The organism is Magnetospirillum sp. LM-5, from assembly GCF_902729445.1.
Taxonomy (GTDB): Bacteria; Pseudomonadota; Alphaproteobacteria; order Rhodospirillales; family Magnetospirillaceae; genus Magnetospirillum.
The window spans coordinates 67,908-87,880 of sequence record NZ_CACVCE010000056.1; the positions used below are offsets into that span (position 1 = coordinate 67,908).

General features: G+C 65.5%; 11 protein-coding genes. 2 read left to right on the forward strand and 9 right to left on the reverse strand.

Translation table 11 applies throughout. The annotated features are described in order from the left end of the window. Positions 1 to 8: 8 nt before the first annotated feature. Complete coding sequence (locus tag MTBLM5_RS15665; protein WP_173976998.1) at positions 9 to 6,065, reverse strand: DUF4347 domain-containing protein; 6,057 nt, start codon at positions 6,063 to 6,065, stop codon at positions 9 to 11. 684 nt (positions 6,066 to 6,749) lie between these two features. On the opposite strand from MTBLM5_RS15665, the gene MTBLM5_RS15670 reads away from it, so the two are divergent. Both MTBLM5_RS15670 and MTBLM5_RS15675 read left to right on the forward strand, forming a co-directional pair. Continuing rightward, on the forward strand, positions 6,750 to 7,520 hold the full coding sequence (locus MTBLM5_RS15670; protein ID WP_173976999.1) for a phage tail protein: 771 nt from the start codon (positions 6,750 to 6,752) through the stop codon (positions 7,518 to 7,520). Positions 7,521 to 7,536: 16 nt separating this feature from the next. Beyond that, the gene (locus MTBLM5_RS15675; protein ID WP_173977000.1) at positions 7,537 to 8,304 is read left to right on the forward strand and encodes a phage tail protein; all 768 of its coding nucleotides are present in this window, start codon (positions 7,537 to 7,539) and stop codon (positions 8,302 to 8,304) included. 50 nt (positions 8,305 to 8,354) lie between these two features. On the opposite strand, the gene MTBLM5_RS15680 is transcribed toward MTBLM5_RS15675, so the two are convergent. From MTBLM5_RS15680 to MTBLM5_RS15715, 8 genes are all read right to left on the reverse strand, one after another. Beyond that, positions 8,355 to 9,362, reverse strand: a complete 1,008-nt coding sequence (locus MTBLM5_RS15680) for an inorganic phosphate transporter (protein ID WP_173977001.1) — start codon at positions 9,360 to 9,362, stop codon at positions 8,355 to 8,357. A gap of 4 nt (positions 9,363 to 9,366) precedes the next feature. Next, the gene (locus MTBLM5_RS15685; RefSeq protein ID WP_173977002.1) at positions 9,367 to 10,011 is read right to left on the reverse strand and encodes a DUF47 domain-containing protein; all 645 of its coding nucleotides are present in this window, start codon (positions 10,009 to 10,011) and stop codon (positions 9,367 to 9,369) included. Between the two features lie 74 nt (positions 10,012 to 10,085). Continuing rightward, positions 10,086 to 10,511: an NUDIX hydrolase gene (locus tag MTBLM5_RS15690; RefSeq protein WP_254431088.1), complete on the reverse strand. Its 426-nt coding sequence runs from the start codon at positions 10,509 to 10,511 to the stop codon at positions 10,086 to 10,088. Positions 10,512 to 10,601: 90 nt separating this feature from the next. Further along, positions 10,602 to 12,059 (reverse strand): Asp-tRNA(Asn)/Glu-tRNA(Gln) amidotransferase subunit GatB, encoded by a 1,458-nt coding sequence (gatB, locus tag MTBLM5_RS15695; RefSeq protein ID WP_173977003.1) that lies wholly within the window; start codon positions 12,057 to 12,059, stop codon positions 10,602 to 10,604. A 1-nt stretch (position 12,060) separates the two neighbouring features. Further along, a complete protein-coding gene (gene gatA / locus MTBLM5_RS15700; protein WP_173977004.1) occupies positions 12,061 to 13,533 on the reverse strand; it encodes an Asp-tRNA(Asn)/Glu-tRNA(Gln) amidotransferase subunit GatA in 1,473 nt (490 codons plus the stop codon). A gap of 136 nt (positions 13,534 to 13,669) precedes the next feature. Next, a complete protein-coding gene (gatC, locus tag MTBLM5_RS15705; protein WP_173977005.1) occupies positions 13,670 to 13,957 on the reverse strand; it encodes an Asp-tRNA(Asn)/Glu-tRNA(Gln) amidotransferase subunit GatC in 288 nt (95 codons plus the stop codon). Between the two features lie 80 nt (positions 13,958 to 14,037). Further along, positions 14,038 to 16,704, reverse strand: coding sequence for a hybrid sensor histidine kinase/response regulator (locus MTBLM5_RS15710; protein ID WP_173977006.1), 2,667 nt, complete (start codon positions 16,702 to 16,704; stop codon positions 14,038 to 14,040). 106 nt (positions 16,705 to 16,810) lie between these two features. Then, positions 16,811 to 19,966 carry an efflux RND transporter permease subunit gene (locus MTBLM5_RS15715; RefSeq protein ID WP_173977007.1) on the reverse strand — a complete coding sequence of 1,052 codons (3,156 nt, stop codon included), beginning with the start codon at positions 19,964 to 19,966 and terminating at the stop codon, positions 16,811 to 16,813. Positions 19,967 to 19,973: the final 7 nt, after the last annotated feature.

Below are 19,973 nucleotides of genomic sequence, written 5' to 3' on the forward strand. Positions count from 1 at the left end.
CATCATGCTTAAGAAGACAGACGTGTGATCTGCTGGGCGGCCGCCAGCAATGCCGCGTGGCGTCCGGCCAAGGTGGAACGCCCGGCTAGGCGCAATTGTTCGCTGAAGCCGGCCTTGCCCAGGCGGATCGGCACGATATCGGCGCCCGGAGCCAATTCACCCGTTCGGCCCGGACCGCCATTCGGCTGTCCTTCGCCGCCGGGCTGCAGGCCCTGGCCTTCGCCGCCGGGCTGTTGGCCCTGACCCTCGCCGCCACCCGGCTGGCCTTGGCCTTGGCCTTGGCCCTGACCCGGCTGCGCCGCACCGCCGCCAACGGCGACGTTGATACGCACCACCGCCACCGCCTCGCGGCCCTGCTGGTCGCGGGCGATGACGCGGACCACTACCTCGCCGGTCACCCCGGGCGGCGGCTGACCGACGAAACTGCCGGTCTTGGGGTTGAAGGCCAGCCAGCCCGGCAGGGCCTGGCCGTTGACCTGGGCGGCGCTCAGTTGCACCGTGGCGTCGGCCCTTGTGTGGGCGAAGGTGTCGGTCGGCAAGGTGAAGTTGACCCGGCCGTCGGTGCCCAGCGCCACCGGCACCACCGGTTTGACGGCGACCAACGAATCGGCGGCCCCAGCCGCCTTGGCGGCGACCACCACCTGGAAGGCGTTCGGGGCGGCGGCGGTCAGGCCACCGGCCGGCTGCGCCGGGACCGCGGCCGTCGGCGGCGGCGCAGGCGGAGCCGGCGGCGGGGCGGGCTTGGGTGCCGGCGGCGGGTCGGACGGCAGCGGCGGCGGCGGCGGCGGCGGCGGCGGCGGCGGTGGCGGCGGCGGCGGCGGCGGTGGCGGCGGCGGCGCGGTGATCGTCACCGAAGCCAGGTTGGAATCGCCCGAGACATTGCCGGCCGTATCGGTGGCGGTGGCCTTCAGGCTGTGGGAGCCGACCGCCAGGTTGGCGGAGAAGGTCCAGGCACCAGCACCGTCGGCGGTGACGGTGCCCAGCAGGGTCGCGCCGTCATAGATCTTGACCGTGGCGTTGGCCTCGGCGGTGCCGGTCACCGGCACCGAGGTCGAGGTCCCGCCGGTGGCGGTCAGTGTCGGGACGTTGGGCGCGGTGTTGTCGAGGACGAAGGTGGCAACGTTGGTCCCGGTCGGCGCCGTGGCGGTCAGGCTGTTTCCAGCCGAATCGGTCACGTTCTGGCCGCCGGCGAACGCCAAGGTGACGGTGCCGTTCTTGCTGGCCAGATCGCCGCCCGACACGGTGACGTCATAGGCGTTGCCGCCGGCCGAGGCGACGTTGGTCACCGTCGCCGTGGTGCCCGACACGGTGAAATCGGTGGTGTCCAGGTTGGCCACCGTCTCGACGAAGGTCACCCGCCAGGTCACCGAATCGTCCTTGGTCGGCGAGGTCGATGGCGTTTGGCGGGTGATCGACGTTACGGTCGGCGCCGTGTTGTCCACCGTGTAGGTGGTGTTGTTGGTGCCGGTCGGGGTGGTGTTGACCGCGTTGGTGGCGGCGTCGGCGATGTTGGTGCCGCCGGCGAAGGCCAGCGTCACCGTTCCGTTCAGGTTGGCCAGATCGCCGCCCGACACGGTGACGTCATAGGCGTTGCCGCCGGCCGAGGCGACGTTTGTCACCGTCGCCGTGGTGCCGCTGACGGTGAAATCGGTGGTATCGACGTTGGTGACGGCGCCGTCGAAGGTGACCCGCCAGACCAGCGAATTGGCGTTGGTGGTCGCCCCCGCCGGACTCTGCCGGTCGATCGAGGTGACACGCGGCGCCGTGGTGTCGATGACGATGGCCTGGTTGGCCCCCAGGCTGTTGGCCGCGCCCGGGCTGGCCAGGGTCAGCACCGCCGCCGTCGCGCCGCCGTTGTTGACGATGGTGCCGCCGGCCAGGGACAGCGCGCTGGTGCTGGAATAATCCAGGTCGGCCGCCGTCTCGCCCGCCCCCACGGTATAGCGGAACACCAGGTTGGCGGAGCCGGTGCCGGACAGGTAACTGGCGGTGGCGCCATTGGACAGCGTCAGGGTCGGCGTGCCGGTGACATCGACCGCGCTTTCGAAGGCCACGGTGATATCGACGGTCTGGCCGGCCTTGTAGCTGCCATTGACGCCGGTGACCCCGGTCACCGCCGGCCCGCCGGTGGTGAAACTGAGCGCGGTGGTGCTGGCGATGCCGGCATAATTGTTGTTCGAGGTGTCCTTGATCGCCCCGGCATCGACCTGGACGTAGTATTCTGTGCCGAACACCAGATCGCCCGACGGATTGATGGTCACCTGATTGGTGCTCACCGTCACCAGGCCCGAGGTCACATCGACGGTTTCCACCGTCGAATTGTCGCTGGTCTTCTTGATGACGATGTTGCCGGTGCCCTTGGCGACGTTCTCGTTGAAGGTCAGGACGATGTTGGCGGTTCGCGAAATGCCGGTGGCGTTGTCGGCCGGGCTTGACGACGACAGCGTCGGGGCCGTGGTGTCGGGGGTGCTGAATGACAGGCTGGTGGTATCGGCGATGCCGGCATAGGCGTTGCCCGAAGCATCGACGAAGGCGGTCGATGCCACCTGGACATAATATTCGGTGGAATCGGCCAAGGTGGAATTCGGGTTGATGGTCACCTGGGCATTGGACACCGTGACCAGACCGCTGGTGACGTCGATGGTCTCGATGATCGAATTGTCGCTGGTCTTCTTGATGAGGATGTTGCCGGTGCCCTTGGCGACGTTCTCGTTGAAGTTCAGCACGATGTTGGCGGTGGGCGATACCCCGGTGGCGTTGTCGGCCGGCGTGGACGAGGACAGCGTCGGCGCCGCCGAATCCACCAGGACCGAGGTGGTGGCGCCGACGCTGTTCAGCGTCACGGTGGCGTCGTTGCTTTGGGCGTCCTTCAGCGTGCCGCCATTGGCCTGCAGGGCCGAGACGGTGATGCCGTTGGTGTCGCTCAGACCGGTTTCCACGGTATAGCGGAACACCAGGGCGGTGGTGCCGGTGCCGGATTGGTAGGTGGCGTACTTGGTGGTGCCGCCGATATCCAGGGCCAGGCGCGGCGTGCCGCCGGTGGTGCTGACGGTGACCGCCTCGTTGAAATTGACCGTAAAGTCCAGATTCTGATTGGTGGTGTAGGTGGCGTTGGACGGCACCGACACCGATCCCACCGTCGGTCCGACCGAATCCACCAGGACGGCGGTGGTGGCACCGACGCTGTTCAGCGTCACGGTGGCGTCGTTGGTCGCCGCGTCCTTCAGCGTGCCGCCATTGGCCTGCAGGGCCGAAACGGTGATGCCGTCGGTGTCGCTCAGGCCTGATTCCACGGTGTAGCGGAACACCAGGGCGGTGGTGCCGGTGCCGGACTGGTAGGTGGCGTACTTGGTGGTGCCGCCGATATCCAGGGCCAGGCGCGGCGTGCCGCCGGTGGTGCTGACGGTGACGGCCTCGTTGAAATTGACCGTGAAGTCCAGATTCTGGCTGGTTGCATAGGTGGCGTTGGACGGCACCGACACCGATCCCACCGTCGGGCCGACCGCATCCACCAGGACGGCGGTGGTGGCGCCGACGCTGTTCAGCGTCACGGTGGCGTCGTTGGCCGCCGCGTCCTTCAGCGTGCCGCCATTGGTCTGCAGGGCCGAGACGGTGATGCCGTCGGTGTCGGTCAGACCGCTTTCCACCGTATAGCGGAACACCAGGGCGGTGGTGCCGGTGCCTGACTGGTAGGTGGCGTATTTGGTGGTGCCGCCGATGTCCAGCGCCAGGCGCGGCGTGCCGCCGCCGGTATTGACGGTGACGGCCTCGTTGAAATTGACCGTGAAGTCCAGATTCTGGCTGGTCCCATAGGTGGCGTTGGACGGCACCGACACCGATCCCACCGTCGGGCCGGCCGAATCCACCAGCACAGATGTAGTACCGGCGACGTTGTTCAGCGTCACGGTGGCGTCGTTGCCGGCGGCGTCGCGCAGGGTGCCGCCATTGGCCGACAGCGTCCCCACCGAGATGCCGTCGGTGTCGGCCAGGCCGCTTTCCACCGTATAACGGAAGCGGATCTGGGTGGTGCCGCTGCCGGAATTGTAGGTGGCGTATTTTGTGGTGCCGCCGATGTCGATTGCCAGGCGGGGCGTGCCGCCGCCGGTGTTGACGGTGACGGCCTCGTTGAAGTTGACGAGGAAGTCCATGTTCTGGGTGGCGACATAGGTGCCGTTGGCTGGTGCCGACACCGAATTGATCGTGGGGCCGCTGGTATCGACCGTCACCGACAAGGCCGACGAGGCCGACGAGGTGCCGGCGCCGCTGGACTGGATCGCCTTGATGTTGTGGGCACCGGCCGACAGCGCCGAACCGGCGGTGATCGAGACGGTGTTGCCGCTGGAACCGGTGGTGGTGCCCAGCGATTCGCCCCCATCCACCGCGCCATTGGAATTGACGTCGTCGAACAAGGTGACGGTGGAACCGGTCAAGGTGCCGGTGATGTCGAAGGTGGGCGTGGTGGCGCTGGTGATGTTGTCGGTGGACGAGTTGCCGGTGTCGCTGCCGGCCTGCAGGTCGGGCGTGCCAGGGGCCGCCGGCAGGGTGGTGACATCGACCTTGGTCACCGCCGCCATCTGGTTGTTGGCGCTGTCCTTGGCCACCATGTAGAAATCGTAGCCGGTGCCGGCGGTCAGGCCGGTCACCGAGAAGCTGGCGGTATAGGGCGCCGAGCCCACCGCCGAATTGCCGCTTTTGGTGGCCGCCGCGCCGGAGCTGTCCTGGCCGGCCATGACCTGGGCCACCGAAGGGGCGCCAGCACCGTCGGCCACCGCGACATAATAGACGGTGCCGGCCTCGTCGATGCTGCCCGAAAAGGTCAGGCTGGTGTCGGCTACCGACGAGGTGGCGGGGGCGACGTCGAAGGTGGGCGGGGTGGAATCCGGGACCCTGATGTCGGTGACCTCGAGATTGTCGATATAGGGCGCCATGTTCGCCTGTGACGCCGACACGAACGAGATGCGGATGCCGTAGATGTCGTTGAAGCCGGCATTACCCGAGGCGCTGGTGGTGGTGACGAACGTCCCGGACGAATTGATCGTCGTGTCGATGGTGTTTGCTGTGGTGTTGAACGACGAATCCAGCGCGGTGATGCGCACCGTTCCGGTGCCCGAGGTGCGGATGGACAGACTGGTGAAATCGAACGTGCAGGTGCTGTTGGGCCGGAAGTCGATTTCCGCGTTGTCGCCGGTGACGCGGACCGAGGTGCTGTCGGTGCTGCCGACCGTGGTGAATCCGCGGATTTGGATGGTGCCGCCGCTGTTGGTCGGCACGGTGGAATAGATATCCCACCCGGTGCTGGCCAGGTCGGTGACGGATTGCGTCACCGGCGCACCGTTGCCAGCGGCGGTGTTCTGGAAGGTGGTGGCGGTGATGTTCGAGAAACTTGTGCTGTTACTGGGCAGCCCCAGAATGCCGCCATAGGCATCGCCATTCTCGATGGCGCCCGGATTGTCCACCCAGCCCGCCGACTTTTCCAAATCCCAGTCGCCACCCTTGTCGTTGTTTCCGGTCGGGTCGTCGGATGCCGCCACGTCGGCACCGGTCGCCGCCGCCAGGCCGGTGATCAAATCCAGCCCGCCGGAATTGGCGGCCACGGAACAGCCATAGACCAGCAGATCGCCGTCGGCCTTCAAGGCGCCGCCCAGGGCGGACAGGTCGGCTTGAACGCCGGCATCGGCCAGATTGGCGGCCGTCAGGGTATCGGCACCCAGATGCAGGGTGCCTTCCGAACCGTGACTTAAGACATGGATGGCGTCGTATCCGGAATGACTGGCCGCCCACTCGGCCATCTGGTCAAGGCCGCTTTGGCCGGCCGCAATCGTCACCACCTCGATGTCGGAACGCATGGCGGACGCCAGGTCCTGCCAATCGGCGATTCCGGTGTCGATGAATGCCACCTCCTTGCGCGCAGCCGGTTCCGGGGCCTCGACGGTCTGATCGTGCTGGACCTGCAGGGCGGCCTCGGCCACCGCCGCGCCGTCGAACATGAAGCGTTGTTCCAGCGCAAGAATCATTGGCGTCCGCGAAGCGGGGCGGTTGCGGGACGGGCGGTCGAGATGGGTCATGGCGGATCCAGTCAGGGAAAGCGCATCAAGGCCACACAATGGCCCGGGAATGGGCTGCGGCCGGTCGTGGGGGAATTGGTTGCTTTCGGCAATGTCAAGGAAATGGGAGGCCCTTCAGCGTGTTCTAAAAGTTGCTTTGCATTGTGGAGCATAACTGATCGCAAATTCAAGTAATGATATGTGACGGCGCCCGGATAAATTCGAAACATGGAAAAGTCCAGTCCATTCCCAGCCAAGGCGGGGTGTCTGGCTTCCCATGGGCGACTGCGCTGGTCTGTTCGCGCCGTTGGTGCGGGGCTGAATGGCGAGAGGATGCGCACAGACTAGTCGGCTCATGGTGGGAGTAAACTCCCGTATACATAGAACAGAAAAAGACTAATTGCATTTTATAAAGGAATTGATAGGGTGTTTAGGCAGCCTTGGGGGGACGTTATGTGCTGGTATAACGCGCATAGAAGGTTTTTGCCTCGACCTGATAACTTTTCCGCTTGTGGCTTGCCGCCGGCGATACGAGGCGGAATCCCTGAGATGACCGGCACGCTCGCTTCGATGGAGAACCGCAAGACAGGTGTCCTGCCGAGCCCTCGTCTCGCCCCTGCGTTTGTTTGCTGATCGTTCCATCCAAGGGCGGCCGAAAGGTTTGTCATGCCCTTGGCGTTTCAACCAAAACTTGGAGGTGTGCCCATGCTCGGTTCGTCGAAATCCCTGTTTCTATCCGGAAGCGCCGCCGTGATCCTGGCTGCCGGCCTGATGATCGCCGATACCAACCCCGCCCATGCGTGCAGTGCCGATCCCGTTATCGGCGAGGTGTGCGTCTATGCCTTCAATTGGTGTCCCGACGGCTTCCTGCCTGCCGATGGACGGAGCCTGCAGGTCAACGCCTATCAGGCGCTTTACTCGCTGATCGGGAACACCTATGGCCCGACCTCGCCGGGGACCGCCTTCAATCTACCCGACCTGCGCGGCCGCAGCGTGATCGGGACCGGCCAGGGCACCGGTCTGTCGCCGATTCAGATCGGCTTTAAGCGCGGCCAGGAATCGGTGCTCTTGACCTCGTCCCAGGTCCCGCTGGTTGCCCATACCCATCAGGCCACCTTTGTCGGTACCGGCGGCGGCAGTTCGACGCCGACTACGGTCACGGTCCCGGTGGGAACCGGCACCGGCACCGCCTCGACCGTTACCAGCGGCCAGACGGTTTACCTGTCGGGCGCCGCCATCAACAACCAGAACCCCGATCCGGTGACCCTGAGCGGCCCTTACACCACCTCCAAGCCGACTTCGACCGCCAATCTGGGCGGCATCTCCGCCACGGGTGGTGGCGGCGGCATCACCGGCGGCACCGTCACCGTCGGCCCCGCCGGGCAGGCCGCGACCACCGCGGTTCCGACCCTTCCTCCGCAGATCGGTCAAACGGTCTGCATCGCGGTCAACGGCATCTACCCGACCCGCCCCTGATGGACGGAGCAAATCCATGATCGCATATTCGAAAGCGCTTCTATCGTCGGGGGCTGCCGTACTGGCGTTGTCGGCCGGCCTGATCGTCGCCGATGCATCGCCGGCCCAGGCCTGCGGGGTCGATCCCACCATCGGCGAGGTCTGTGTGTTCGCCTTCAGGTGGTGTCCAGAAGGTTATGTTTCGGCAAGCGGCCAGCAACTGGCCGTGAACGAATACGCGGCCTTGTACTCGCTGGTCCAAAATATCTATGGCGGGAATTCTCAAAACTTCGGCGTGCCCGACATGCGCGGCCGCAATGTCGTCTCCACCGGTCAGGGACCCGGCACGAGTCTGGTCCAGTTGGGCGCCAAGGCCGGCCAGGAATATCAGCTCCTTTCCATCAATGCGGTGCCTCTGGTTCCCCACGACCACACGGCAAGCTTTACCGGAACCGGCGGAGGAGTCGGCTCGCCTTTGGCGGTGACGATCTCGGCGGGGACCGGGACCGGCAATGCCTCGACCGCCAGTGCGGGCCAGACCGTCTATCTGTCGGGTAGTGCCATCGCCAACCAGAATCCCGATCCGGTGACTCTGAGCGGCCCTTACGCCACCGGCACGCCGGCGACGTTCGGCAATCTTGGCGGGATCATCGTCAGCGGCGGCGGCGGCGGCATTACCGGCGGCACCGTCACGCTTGCTCCTGCGGGCAATACGCCGACGGTGCCGATGTCGATCATTCCGCCGCAAATGGGTTTGACCTACTGCATCGTCGGGCAGGGACTTTACCCCAATAGGCCGAATTGAGCATCTGAGCGGGCGCCGGGCGACCATCGCCCGGCGCCCTGACTCGGGCGTCAGTGCACTGTCGTCACCAGCCAATAGAATCCCGCCGCCACCAGTCCGGCGGCCGGGATGGTGCAGACCCAGGCCACCACGATATTGGCGGCCAGGCCCCAGCGCACCGCGCTGGCCCGCCTGATCGAGCCGACGCCGACGATGGCCCCGGTGATGGTGTGGGTGGTCGAGACCGGGATGCCCAGCCAGGTGGCGCCGAACAGGGTCATGGCCCCGGCGGTTTCGGCGCAGAAGCCCTGGAACGGCTTCAAGTCGGTGATCTTCGAGCCCATGGTCTTGACGATGCGCCAGCCGCCCATCAGCGTGCCCAGGCCCATGGCCACCTGCGCCGCCATCACCACCCAGAACGGCACATAGAAGGTGTCGCCCAGATAGCCTTGGGAAAACAGCAGCACGGCGATGATGCCCATGGTCTTCTGGGCGTCGTTGCCGCCGTGACCCAGCGAATACAGCGCCGCCGACACCAATTGCAAATGGCGGAAGCCCTTATCGACCAGGAACGGCGTCGCCCGGCGCAGGACCCAGTTGACCAGGATCATCAGCATCACCGCCAGTATGAAGCCCGATAAGGGTGAGCCGACGATGGCCAGCGCGGTCTTGGTGAAGCCGGCGGTGGCCAGGCCGGACAGGCCGGCCTTGGCGATCGCGGCACCGGCCAGCCCGCCGATCAAGGCGTGCGACGACGATGACGGGAAGCCCAGCCACCAGGTGAACAGATTCCAGAAGATGGCGCCGACCAGGGCGGCCAGGATGATGAACGGATCGACCACGCTGGGTTGGACGATGCCGGTGCCGACGGTCTTGGCCACATGCAGGCCGAAGAACAGGAAGGCGATGAAGTTGAAGAAGGCGGCCCAGGCGACGGCGTATTTCGGCGGCAGCACCCGGGTCGAGACCACGGTGGCGATCGAATTGGCGGCGTCGTGCAGGCCGTTGATGAAGTCGAAGGCCAGCGCCACCACGATGATGGCGATCAGGGCCGGCAGGCTGAGTGTGACCGCGTCCATGGGATCACACGTGATCCAGAAGGATGCCTTCGATCAGGTCGGCGACGTCGTCGCAACGGTCGGTGACCGTCTCCAGCAGTTCATAGACCTCTTTGCGGCCCAGGAACTCGATCGAGGACGGCCCATTGGCGATCAGTTCCGACAGTGCGGTGCGCAGCAGCCGGTCGGCATCGCTTTCGATCTTGCCGACCTGCTCGCACAGGCCGTTGATGGTGGCGACGTTGCGGTTGACGTCGTGCAGCAGCGGGATGGCCTGGGTCAGCAACACGGCCGACTTCTCGATCATCGCCGCCAGTTCCAGCATGCGCGGGCTGAAGGTTTCCAGCCGGTACAGAGCGGCCCGCTGGGCCACTTCCTCGATCAGGTCGATGGCGTCGTCCAGCGCGGTCGAAAGCGCGTGGATGTCGGACCGGTCGAACGGGGTGATGAAGGCCTTGTGCAGCGAGATCAAGGTGTCGCGGGCGATGGCGTCGGCCTGGCCCTCGATGGTGCAGACTTCCTTGAACTTGGCGTCGCGGTCGGGGCCAGACGCCTGCATCATCGCCGTCAGCGCCTGGGCGCCCGACACCATGCAGGCGGCATGGGCGGCGAAATTATCGACGAATTGCTCTTCCTTCGGCATGAGCTTGCGAAGCAGGCGAAGAAACATGGCTGTCCCCGTGATGGTGTCACAAAATCGTCATATCACATTGGTCGGCATTCGTCTTCCCGCGATGCAGCGCGTCAGGCCCAGCGCGAGCCGAAATCCAGCAAGATCGGCACCAGTTCAGGCTCGCCGACGATGGTGGCGGCCTCGGCGGGGGTGAACCAGCGGCGCTCGCGCTGGCCCTGTTCGGGCCAGGTGCCGCGCTCGGCCTCGACGCGCAGCAGGTAGACCTTGACCAGGACTGGGCGCTCGGTGCCGCTTTTCAGCCGCTTGGTGCTGGCGAAGGAGGCGAAGGCCTTCTTGGCGATGCTGCCCTTCAGGCCGGCCTCTTCATAGGCTTCGGCCTTGGCGACCTCGTGCGGCTTCAGGTCCTTTTCCGGCTGGCCCTTGGGCAGGATCCACCGCTTGGTCTCGCGCGAGGTGACCAGCATGACCAACGCCTTGCCGTCCTCAACCTTGTAAGGAAGCGCGGCGAACTGGATTCCTTGGCTGTGGGCTGGCAACGAGGGACCGCCGGGGACTGGAGAAAGGGAAGGGCGTTTGTGACAGTTTTATGACCCGAGTCAAGAAACTTCGCGCCCCTCCCTACAATGCTACTCCTTGAACTTTTTGGCGATCAGTTCGTTCAGCATGGCGGGGTTGGCCTTGCCCTGGGTCGCCTTCATCACCTGGCCGACGAACCAGCCCATCAGCTTGTCCTTGCCGCCCTTGACCTCGGCCACCTTGTCGGGGTTGGCGGCGAACACCTCGTCGATGGCCTTCTCGATGGCGCCGGTATCGGTGACCTGCTTCAGGCCCTTTTCCTCGACGATGGCGGCCGGGCTCTTGCCGGATTCCACCATGAAGATGAAGACGTCCTTGGCCAGGCGGGTCGAGATGGTGCCGTCCTTGATCAGGTCGATCATGCCACCCAGGTTGGCGGCGGTGACCGGCGGCTTTTCCCACGAATAATCGCCGGAATTCATGGCGGCGAAGAAGTCGCCCATGATCCAGTTGGCGGCCATCTTGGAATCGCGGCCCTTGGCCACCTCCTCGAAGAAGTCGGCCGAGGCACGTTCGGCCACCAGCACGCCGGCATCATAGGCGTTCAGGCCGAAATCAGCCATGAAGCGGGCCTTCTTGTCGTCGGGCAGCTCGGGCAGGGTGGCCTTGATGCCGTCGACGAAATCCTGGCCGATCACCAGCGGCAGCAGGTCGGGATCGGGGAAATAGCGGTAATCGTGGGCGTGTTCCTTCGACCGCATCGAGCGGGTCTCGCCCTTGCCGGAATCGAACAGCCGGGTTTCCTGGCGGATGTCGCCGCCCGATTCATAGACGTCGATATGGCGTCGGGCCTCGTATTCGATGGCCTGCTGAACGAAGCGGATCGAATTGACGTTCTTGATCTCGCAGCGGGTGCGCAGGCCCTGCTCGCCGACCTTCCTGACCGAGACGTTGGCGTCGCAGCGCATGCTGCCTTCCTGCATGTTGCCGTCGCAGGTTTCCAGATAGCGCAGGATGGTGCGCAGCTTGGTCAGATAGGCGCCGGCTTCTTCCGGGCTGCGCATGTCGGGCTTCGAGACGATTTCCATCAAGGCCACGCCCGAACGGTTCAGGTCGATGAACGACTTGGTCGGGTGCTGGTCGTGCATCGACTTGCCGGCATCTTGTTCCAGATGCAGGCGTTCGATACCCACCGCCTTGGTCGTGCCGTCGGGCAGGTCGATCAGCAGCGTGCCCTCGCCGACGATCGGCAGTTCATACTGGCTGATCTGATAGCCCTGCGGCAGGTCGGCATAGAAATAGTTCTTGCGGGCGAACACGCTCGTCAGGTTGATCTGGGCCTTCAGGCCCAGGCCGGTGCGCACCGCCTGCTCGACGCAAAGCTCGTTGATCACCGGCAGCATGCCGGGGAAGCCGGCATCGACGAAGCTGACCTGGCTGTTGGGCTCGGCGCCGAACTCGGTGGCGGCGCCGGAAAACAGCTTGGCCTTCGAGATGACTTGCGCGTGCACCTCAAGCCCGATGACCAGTTCCCAATCGCCGGTCTCGCCCTGGATCACGTAAGCCATCTCACACACCCTCCGGCACGGCGGTAAAGGACGCGGCTTTCTCCATCACGCCTGCGACCTTGAACAAAGTTTCCTCGTCGAACGGGCGCCCGATCAATTGCAGGCCCAGCGGCAGCCCGTCCGAGTTCAGGCCGACCGGCAAGGACAGGCCGGGCAGACCGGCCAGGCTGGTCGGGATGGTGAACACGTCGTTCAGCCACATGGTCACCGGATCGTCGGTGGTTTCGGTCATGCCGAAGGCGGCCGACGGCGCGGTCGGGGTCAAGATGACGTCGACGGTCTGGAAGGCCTTGGTGAAATCCCGGGCGATCAGGCGGCGCACCTTCTGGGCCTTGGCGTAATAGGCGTCGTAATAGCCGGCCGACAGGACGTAGGTGCCGATCATGATGCGCCGACGCACTTCCTTACCGAACCCGGCGGCGCGGGTCTTCTTGTACATGTCGTCCAGCGAGCTGCCGGGCACCCGCAGCCCGAAGCGCACGCCGTCATAGCGGGCCAGGTTCGACGAGGCCTCGGCCGGGGCGACGATGTAATAGACCGGCAGGGCGTACTTGGTGTGGGGCAGGCTGATCTCGACCGGGGTGGCGCCGGCATCCTTCAGCCACTGGATTCCCAGCTCCCACGCCTTGGACACTTCAGCGTTCAGGCCATCGGGGCGGTATTCCAGCGGAATGCCGACCTTCAGGCCGCGAATGTCGCCGGTCAGCGCGGCGGCGAAGTCGGGCACCGCGACCGGGGCCGAGGTGGAATCCTTGGGGTCGTGGCCGGCCATGGCGCCCAGCAGCAGGGCGCAATCTTCCACCGTGCGGGCCATCGGGCCGGGCTGGTCCAGCGAGCTGGCGAAGGCGACGACGCCCCAACGCGAGCAGCGGCCATAGGTCGGCTTGATGCCGGTGATGCCGCAGAAGGCGGCGGGCTGACGGATCGAGCCGCCGGTATCGGTGCCGGTGGCGCCCATGACCATGCGCGCAGCCACGGCTGCCGCGGAACCGCCCGACGAGCCGCCGGGCACCAGTTTGGCCGATGGATCGGACGTCTTGGTCCAGGGATTGACGGCGCCGCCGTAATAGCTGGTCAGGTTGGACGAGCCCATGGCGAACTCGTCCAGGTTCAGCTTGCCCAGGGATACCGCACCGGCCGCCTTCAGATTGGCGGTGACGGTGGATTCGTACTGGGGGGTGAAGCCGTCCAGGATGTGGCTGGCAGCGGTGGTCGGCACGCCCTTGGTGCAGAACAGGTCCTTGATGCCCAGCGGGATGCCGTCCAGCGCGCCGGCCTTGCCGGCCGTGCGCCGGGCGTCGGATTCCTTGGCCTGCTCACGCGCCATGTCCGGCGTTTCGGTGATGAAGGCGTTCAAGGCACGCTTGGCCTCGGTGGCCTTGATGTGGGCCTCGGTCAGTTCGACGGCGGTGAACTCGCCCTTGGACAGGCCATTCAGCGCGCCGGCGATGGTGAGCTTGGTGAGGTTGGTCATTTCGTGTGGCCCTCAAATGCCGGGCGCGCGCATCCGCGCGCTGGGCTTACGCTCGCATTGGCTCGCGGGGCCTGCGTGCGAAGCACGCATCCGATGAATGCCGGCGAAGCCGGCGGGGCCCAGTCGCTACGCTCCATCATTCCACCACCTTCGGCACGGTGAAGAAGCCGTCCATGGCATCGGGGGCGTTGGCCAGCACGGCCTCGGCCTGGTTGCCGTCGGTGACGATGTCGGCGCGCATCGGCAGGCCAAGGTCGGCCACCGAGTTCATCGGGGCGACGCCTTCTGTGTTCACTTCCGACAGATGCTCGACGAAGGTCAGGATGCCGGACAATTCGCCGGCCAGATGATCCAGTTCGTCTTCGGGGACGTCGATGCGGGCCAATTCAGCGATGGCGCGCACGGTGCCTTTGTCCAGCGACATGCGAGGGGATACTCCGGCAAACTTTAAAAGGTGCGGTGAAACGGTCGGGACGTTAGCACCCGGTCCTTTCAGGTGCAACCTTAAGCCTGGGCGGGCAGGGCGAAGGGCGTTCCGGCCAGGTCGGAATCGATGGCGGCGACGGCCGCCGCCAGCCGGTCCAGCGCCTCGGTATCGATCCGGCCGTCGCGGGCACAATCCTCGGCTTCGCGCGCCGCCTCGGTCAGAGCGATCAGGCCCAGGTTCGACGCGGCGCCCTTGATGGTGTGGGCCTGGCGGCGCACGGTGTCGCAATCGCCGGCTTGGCGAGCTTGCACGATTTCCTCGGCCCGGCGGATGGCGTCGGCGCGCAGGCCGACCAGCAATCCGGCCACGGTGTCGGCGTCGAGGTCCTCGGCCAGCGCGGCAAGTGCTGCGAAATCGACCCGCTCCGAGGCGGCGGGGCCATTGGTCTCGGCCGGCCGGCACAGGCTGGGCGGCAGTTGGGCGTAGCGGGCCAGAAGCTCGATCAGCTTGGTCCGGTCGATCGGCTTGCTGATATAGCCGTTCATGCCGGCGGCCAGGCAGATCTGGTCGTCGCCCTGCATGGCGTTGGCGGTCATGGCGACGATCGGGATGGCCGCCGCCGGCAAAGGCAGGCCGCGAATGACGCGGGTGGCTTCCAGGCCGTCCATCTCCGGCATCTGCACGTCCATCAGGATCAGGTCATAGGGGAACGACCGCGCCGCCTCGACCGCTTCCTGGCCATCGCTGGCGACATCGACGAAATGGCCCAGCTTGCGCAGCAAGCCGGTGGCGACCTGCTGATTGACCGGATTGTCCTCGGCGACCAGGATGCGAAGCGCGCACTCGGCCGCCGCCGGCCCCGCCGCCGGAGCGGCCATGATGGCCGGATCGTGGCCGCCTCGGCCCGACAGGACGCTTTCCAGCGCGTGGATGACCGCGCCCTGGTGCAGCGGCTTGTGCAGGAAACCGTCAATCATTGCCGCCACCTTGTCGTCGCGCAATCCGCCCTGCGACGAGGTCAGGATCAGGCGCACGTCGCGAATGGTCGGTTCCGAGCGGATCAAACGGATCAGGTCGGGCCCGGTGATGTCGGGCATCTGCAGGTCGATCAGGGCCGCGTCCCACGGCGTTGCCGTCATCGCCGACATGACCAAGGTGGCGAAGGCCTCGTTGCCGGTGGCCTTGGCCTCGGCCGTCACGCCGGCCGACCGCAATTGCCGGACCAGAATTTCGCAATTGGCCGGGTTGTCATCGACCACCAGGACCCTCTTTCCGGCCAGCTCGGCGGTGGCGGGGGCCACTTCGCCCTTCTTGATCAAGGGCAGGTGGATCCAGAAGGTGCTGCCGCTCCCCTCCTCGCTGGTCAGGCCGATGGTGCCGCCCATCAGCTCGGTCAGTCGCTTCGAGATGGCCAAGCCCAGTCCGGTGCCGCCGAAGCGGCGCGCCGTCGATGAATCGACCTGGGTGAACATCGAAAACAGGCGGGCCTGGGCCTCGGCGGGAATGCCGATGCCGGTGTCGTGGACGGCAAAGCGGAAGGTCGGGCGGTTTTCGTCGGCAATCTCGATGGCCGCTTCGATGCGCACCGCGCCGGCCTGGGTGAACTTTACCGCATTGCCGGCCAGGTTCATCAGGATCTGGCGCAGGCGGCTGGGGTCGCCCTGGACGATCAGGCTGACCGCTGTGTCCAGTTGGCACGTGATGTCGATGCCCTTGGCGTGGGCGCGCGGCGACAAGATATCGACCACGCTTTCGATCAGCGGCACCAGTTCGAACTCGGTATCGTCGATGTCGAACTTGCCGGCCTCCATCTTCGAGAAATCCAGGATGTCGTTGATCACCGTCAGCAGCGATTCGCCCGATTCGCGGATGGTTTCGGCGAAATGGCGCTGCTCGGCCGTCAATGGCGTGTCGAGCAACAAGCCGGTCATGCCGATCACCCCGTTCATCGGCGTCCTGATCTCGTGGCTCATGGTGGCCAGGAACTCGGATTTTGCCCGGGTGGCGCTTTCGGCGGCGGCGCGCGCGGCGGCGTTCTCGTCGGCCAGCTGGGTCAATTGCAGAGTCTTTTGTAACTGCGCCCGGTCCAGGCGCCACACCACGATTACCAGCAGGCCATAGACCGTCAGGAAAATGCCGGCCAGGCCGAAACCCAGCGATTGCTGCTCGGCCTTGGCAGCCTCGACCGAATTGGTGCGGTCGGAATAGATCTCGACGATCGCCTCGACCTCGCCTTGATCGGTCAGCACCGGGACATAGCTGCCGACGACATGACGGTTGGTCAGCTCGCCTTCGGCGGCCTGGAAGCTTTTCCTGAACGACATTTCGGCCGACATCTGGCCCGAGCGGGCCTTCGCGAAGCCAGGATAGTTCGAGCGGTCGGTGCCGATCTGCTCGCGGTTGGTGGAATAAAGGGTGATGCCGGTGGGATCGTAAATTACCACCTTGACGATGTCCGAACGCCGGGCGAACCGCCGCATCAGCTCGTCGATATAGTCGTTGTCGGGCCATTCGCGTAAGATAGCGGGCGTGCGGTTGCCGGGGGGCGGCAGCAACGGGCGGACCAGCGGCCAGGTCAGGTTAAGGAAACTGTGCGACAACGAATGGTTGGCGGCGACCGACGAGGTCTCGATGCCGTTCAAGGCCATGCGCAGGCTGATGGTCATGGTGGCGAAGAACGCCACCAGCAACATCGTCAGTCCGGTCAGGGCGAAGGTCGCTGTTGCCCGATATCTTGTCCGCATCCCCGTCTTTCCGGCTCGCGAGGCCAAACACCACTATGCCTTTATAACCCGGAAGTATGAATAGCCTATCGCGCGCAGGCGAACCGACCATGAATGGGGTGTGACGTTAGTGAGGATGCTCGCGGCCGTACCAGCGGGCGACCATCGCGCGGATCACCACATAGAAGATCGGCGTGAAGATCAGGCCGAACACGGTGACGCCCAGCATTCCCGAGAACACCGCGGTCCCCAGCGACTGGCGCATTTCGGCGCCGGCGCCTATGCCCCACACCAGCGGTGCCACGCCCAGCACGAAGGCCAGCGAGGTCATCAGGATCGGCCTGAGGCGGGTGCGGGCGGCATGCACGGCGGCGTCGATCCGGTTCATGCCATCGACGCTCTCGGCCTGACGGGCGAACTCGACGATCAGGATGGCGTTCTTGGCCGCCAGTCCGATCAGCACGATGAAGCCGATCTGGGCCAGGATGTTGATGGGCAGGCCGCGCACCAACAGGCCGGAAATGCCGGCCAGCAGGCACATCGGCACGATCAGCACCACCGCCAGCGGCAGCGACCAGCTTTCATACTGGGCGGCCAGCAGCAGGAACACGAACAGCACCGAGGCGGCGAACACCAAAAGACCGTTATTGCCGGCCAGGATTTCCTGCAAGGCCAACTCGGTCCATTCGAAGCCGAACCCTTCCGGCAGCCGTTCATTGGCCAGAGTGCGCATGGCATCCAGCGCGTAGCCCGACGAATAGCCGGGCATCGCAGCACCTTGCAGCTCGGCGGCGGGATACAGATTGTAGCGCGGCACGCGGTAGGGGCCGGTGTCGTAATTGAACGACGCCACCGAGCCGATCGGCACCATCTGGCCCTTGTCGTTCCTGACCTTCAGAGTGGCGATGTCGCGGATGTCGTCGCGGAATTGGGAATCGGCCTGGGCGGTGACCCGGTAGGTGCGACCCAGGAAGTTGAATTCGTTGACGAACACCGAGCCCAGATAGACCTGCAGCGCCTCGTTGACGCGGTCGGCCGGCACGCCCAGCATCTGGGCGCGAACCCGGTCCAGGTCGGCGAAGACGTTCGGCGTGCGGGTGTTGTAAAGGGTGAAGACGTTCATCAGGCCCGGCACCTTGTTGGCCGCCATCATCATGTCGATGGCAACCTCTTCCAGCGCCTTCGATCCGCGCCCGGCCTTGTCCTGCAAGATCATCTTGAAGCCGCCGGCACTGCCGATGCCGCGCACCGGCGGCGGCTGCACGGTGATGATCATCGCTTCTTGGATCGCGCCCATGCGCTTTTTCAGGTCGGCGGCGATGACCGACGAATGCAGCCCAAGCGCGGCGCGCTCCTCGAAGCTTTTCAGCGGCACGAAGATCGCCGCCGCGTTCGAGGCATTGGTGAAGGTCGAGGCATCCAGGCCGGCGAACGGCACCGCATGGGCGACTCCCGGGGTGGCCAGCATGATCTCGACCGCCTGGCGGACGACCTTGTCGGTGCGGGCCAACGAGGATCCGGCCGGCAATTGCACGATGTTGATCAGATAGCCCTGGTCCTGGTCGGGGATGAAGCCCTTGGGCGTGGTGGCGAACTGCCAGCCGGCCACACCGATCAGGCCGCCATAGAGAACCAGCATCAAGACGCTCATCCGCAGGACCTTGCGGGTCAGGCTGCCATAGCCGCCGGCCAGGCGGTCGAAGCCCTTGTTAAAGGCGGCGAAGAAATTATGCACAGGGTGGGTCCAGGCCGGCCCCGACAGCTTGGGTTCAGCGTGGTGGGCCCGGAACAGCAATGCGCACAGGGCTGGGGATAAGGTCAGTGATACGATCAGCGAGATGATGGTCGAGGCCGAGATGGTCACGGCGAATTGCTTGAAGAAGGCGCCCGAGATGCCGGGGATGAAGGCGGCCGGGATGAACACCGCGCATAAGACCAGGGCGATCGAGATCAGGGCCGATCCCACCTCGTCCATGGTGACATGGGCGGCGTTTCGGGGGCTCATGCCCTCGCGGATGTTGCGCTCGACGTTTTCGACCACGACGATGGCGTCATCGACGACGATGCCGACCGCCAGCACCAGCCCGAACAGCGACAGGTTGTTGAGCGAATAGCCCAGCGCCGACAGTACCGCGAAGGTGCCGACCAGCGAGACCGGGATCGCCACCACCGGCACCACCGAGGCCCGCCAGGTCTGCAGGAACAGCACCACCACCACCACCACCAGGGCCATGGCCTCGAAGATGGTGGTGTTGACCGCCGACACCGACTGGGCGATGAACTGGGTCGGGTTGTAGGGCACGTCATAGCGCACCCCGGGCGGGAAGGCCTTCGACAGCTCCTCCATCTTCTTCAACAGGCGCTCGGCGGTGGCCAGCGCGTTGGAACCGGGGCGCTGGAACACCGCCACCGGAACAGCCGGGCGGCGGTCGAGATAGCCGTTCAGGCTGTAATCCTGGGCGCCCAGCTCGATGCGGGCGATGTCCTTCAGGCGGGTGACGCGGCCTTCGGCATCGGTCTTGACGATGACATTGCCGAATTGGGCGGGATCGGTCAGGCGGCCTTGCGTCTGCACGCTGAACTGGAAGGCGCCCTGGTCGGGCATCGGCGGCGCGTTCAGCATGCCGGCGGCGACCTGGACGTTCTGCGATTGCAGCGCGCGCACCACCTCGCCGCCGGTCAGGTTGCGGGCCGCCGCCTTGTCGGGGTCCAGCCACACCCGCATGGCATAATCGCGGGCGCCGAACACGCGGACATCGCCGACCCCGTCCAGGCGGGCCAGCACGTCCATGATCTGCAAGGTGGCATAATTGGACAGATAGATCTGATCGCGCGATTCATCGGGCGACGAGATATGGATCACCATCAGCATGTCGGGCGAGTTCTTCGCCACGGTGACGCCGATGCGCTTGACCTCGTCGGGCAGGCGGGCCTGGGCGATGGCGACGCGGTTTTGCACCAGCACCTGGGCGGTGTCGAGATTGGTGCCCAGCGCGAAGGTGATGGTGAGCCGCAGGTTGCCGTCGCCGGTGGCCTGGCTGCTCATGTACAGCATGTTCTCGACGCCGTTGATCTGCTGTTCCAGGGGCGTCGCCACCGTTTCCGACACCACCCGGGCCGAGGCGCCGGGATAGGACGCCGAGACGATGATGGTCGGCGGCGCGATTTCCGGGTATTGCGCGACCGGCAGGGTGAAATAGGCGATGGCGCCGATGATGGTGATCAGCGCCGACACCACGGTCGCGAAGATCGGGCGGTCGATGAAGAAGTGGGAAAGGCGCATGGCGGGC

Bases quoted from the DNA above. Each gene is read 5' to 3' on its own strand.
- MTBLM5_RS15675 (WP_173977000.1), top strand. From the start codon at position 7,537: ATGATCGCATATTCGAAAGCGCTTCTATCGTCGGGGGCTGCCGTACTG.
- MTBLM5_RS15670 (WP_173976999.1), top strand. From the start codon at position 6,750: ATGCTCGGTTCGTCGAAATCCCTGTTTCTATCCGGAAGCGCCGCCGTG.
- MTBLM5_RS15665 (WP_173976998.1), bottom strand. From the start codon at position 6,065: ATGACCCATCTCGACCGCCCGTCCCGCAACCGCCCCGCTTCGCGGACG.
- MTBLM5_RS15715 (WP_173977007.1), bottom strand. From the start codon at position 19,966: ATGCGCCTTTCCCACTTCTTCATCGACCGCCCGATCTTCGCGACCGTG.
- gatB (WP_173977003.1), bottom strand. From the start codon at position 12,059: ATGGCTTACGTGATCCAGGGCGAGACCGGCGATTGGGAACTGGTCATC.
- gatC (WP_173977005.1), bottom strand. From the start codon at position 13,957: ATGTCGCTGGACAAAGGCACCGTGCGCGCCATCGCTGAATTGGCCCGC.
- MTBLM5_RS15680 (WP_173977001.1), bottom strand. From the start codon at position 9,362: ATGGACGCGGTCACACTCAGCCTGCCGGCCCTGATCGCCATCATCGTG.
- MTBLM5_RS15685 (WP_173977002.1), bottom strand. From the start codon at position 10,011: ATGTTTCTTCGCCTGCTTCGCAAGCTCATGCCGAAGGAAGAGCAATTC.
- gatA (WP_173977004.1), bottom strand. From the start codon at position 13,533: ATGACCAACCTCACCAAGCTCACCATCGCCGGCGCGCTGAATGGCCTG.
- MTBLM5_RS15710 (WP_173977006.1), bottom strand. From the start codon at position 16,704: ATGCGGACAAGATATCGGGCAACAGCGACCTTCGCCCTGACCGGACTG.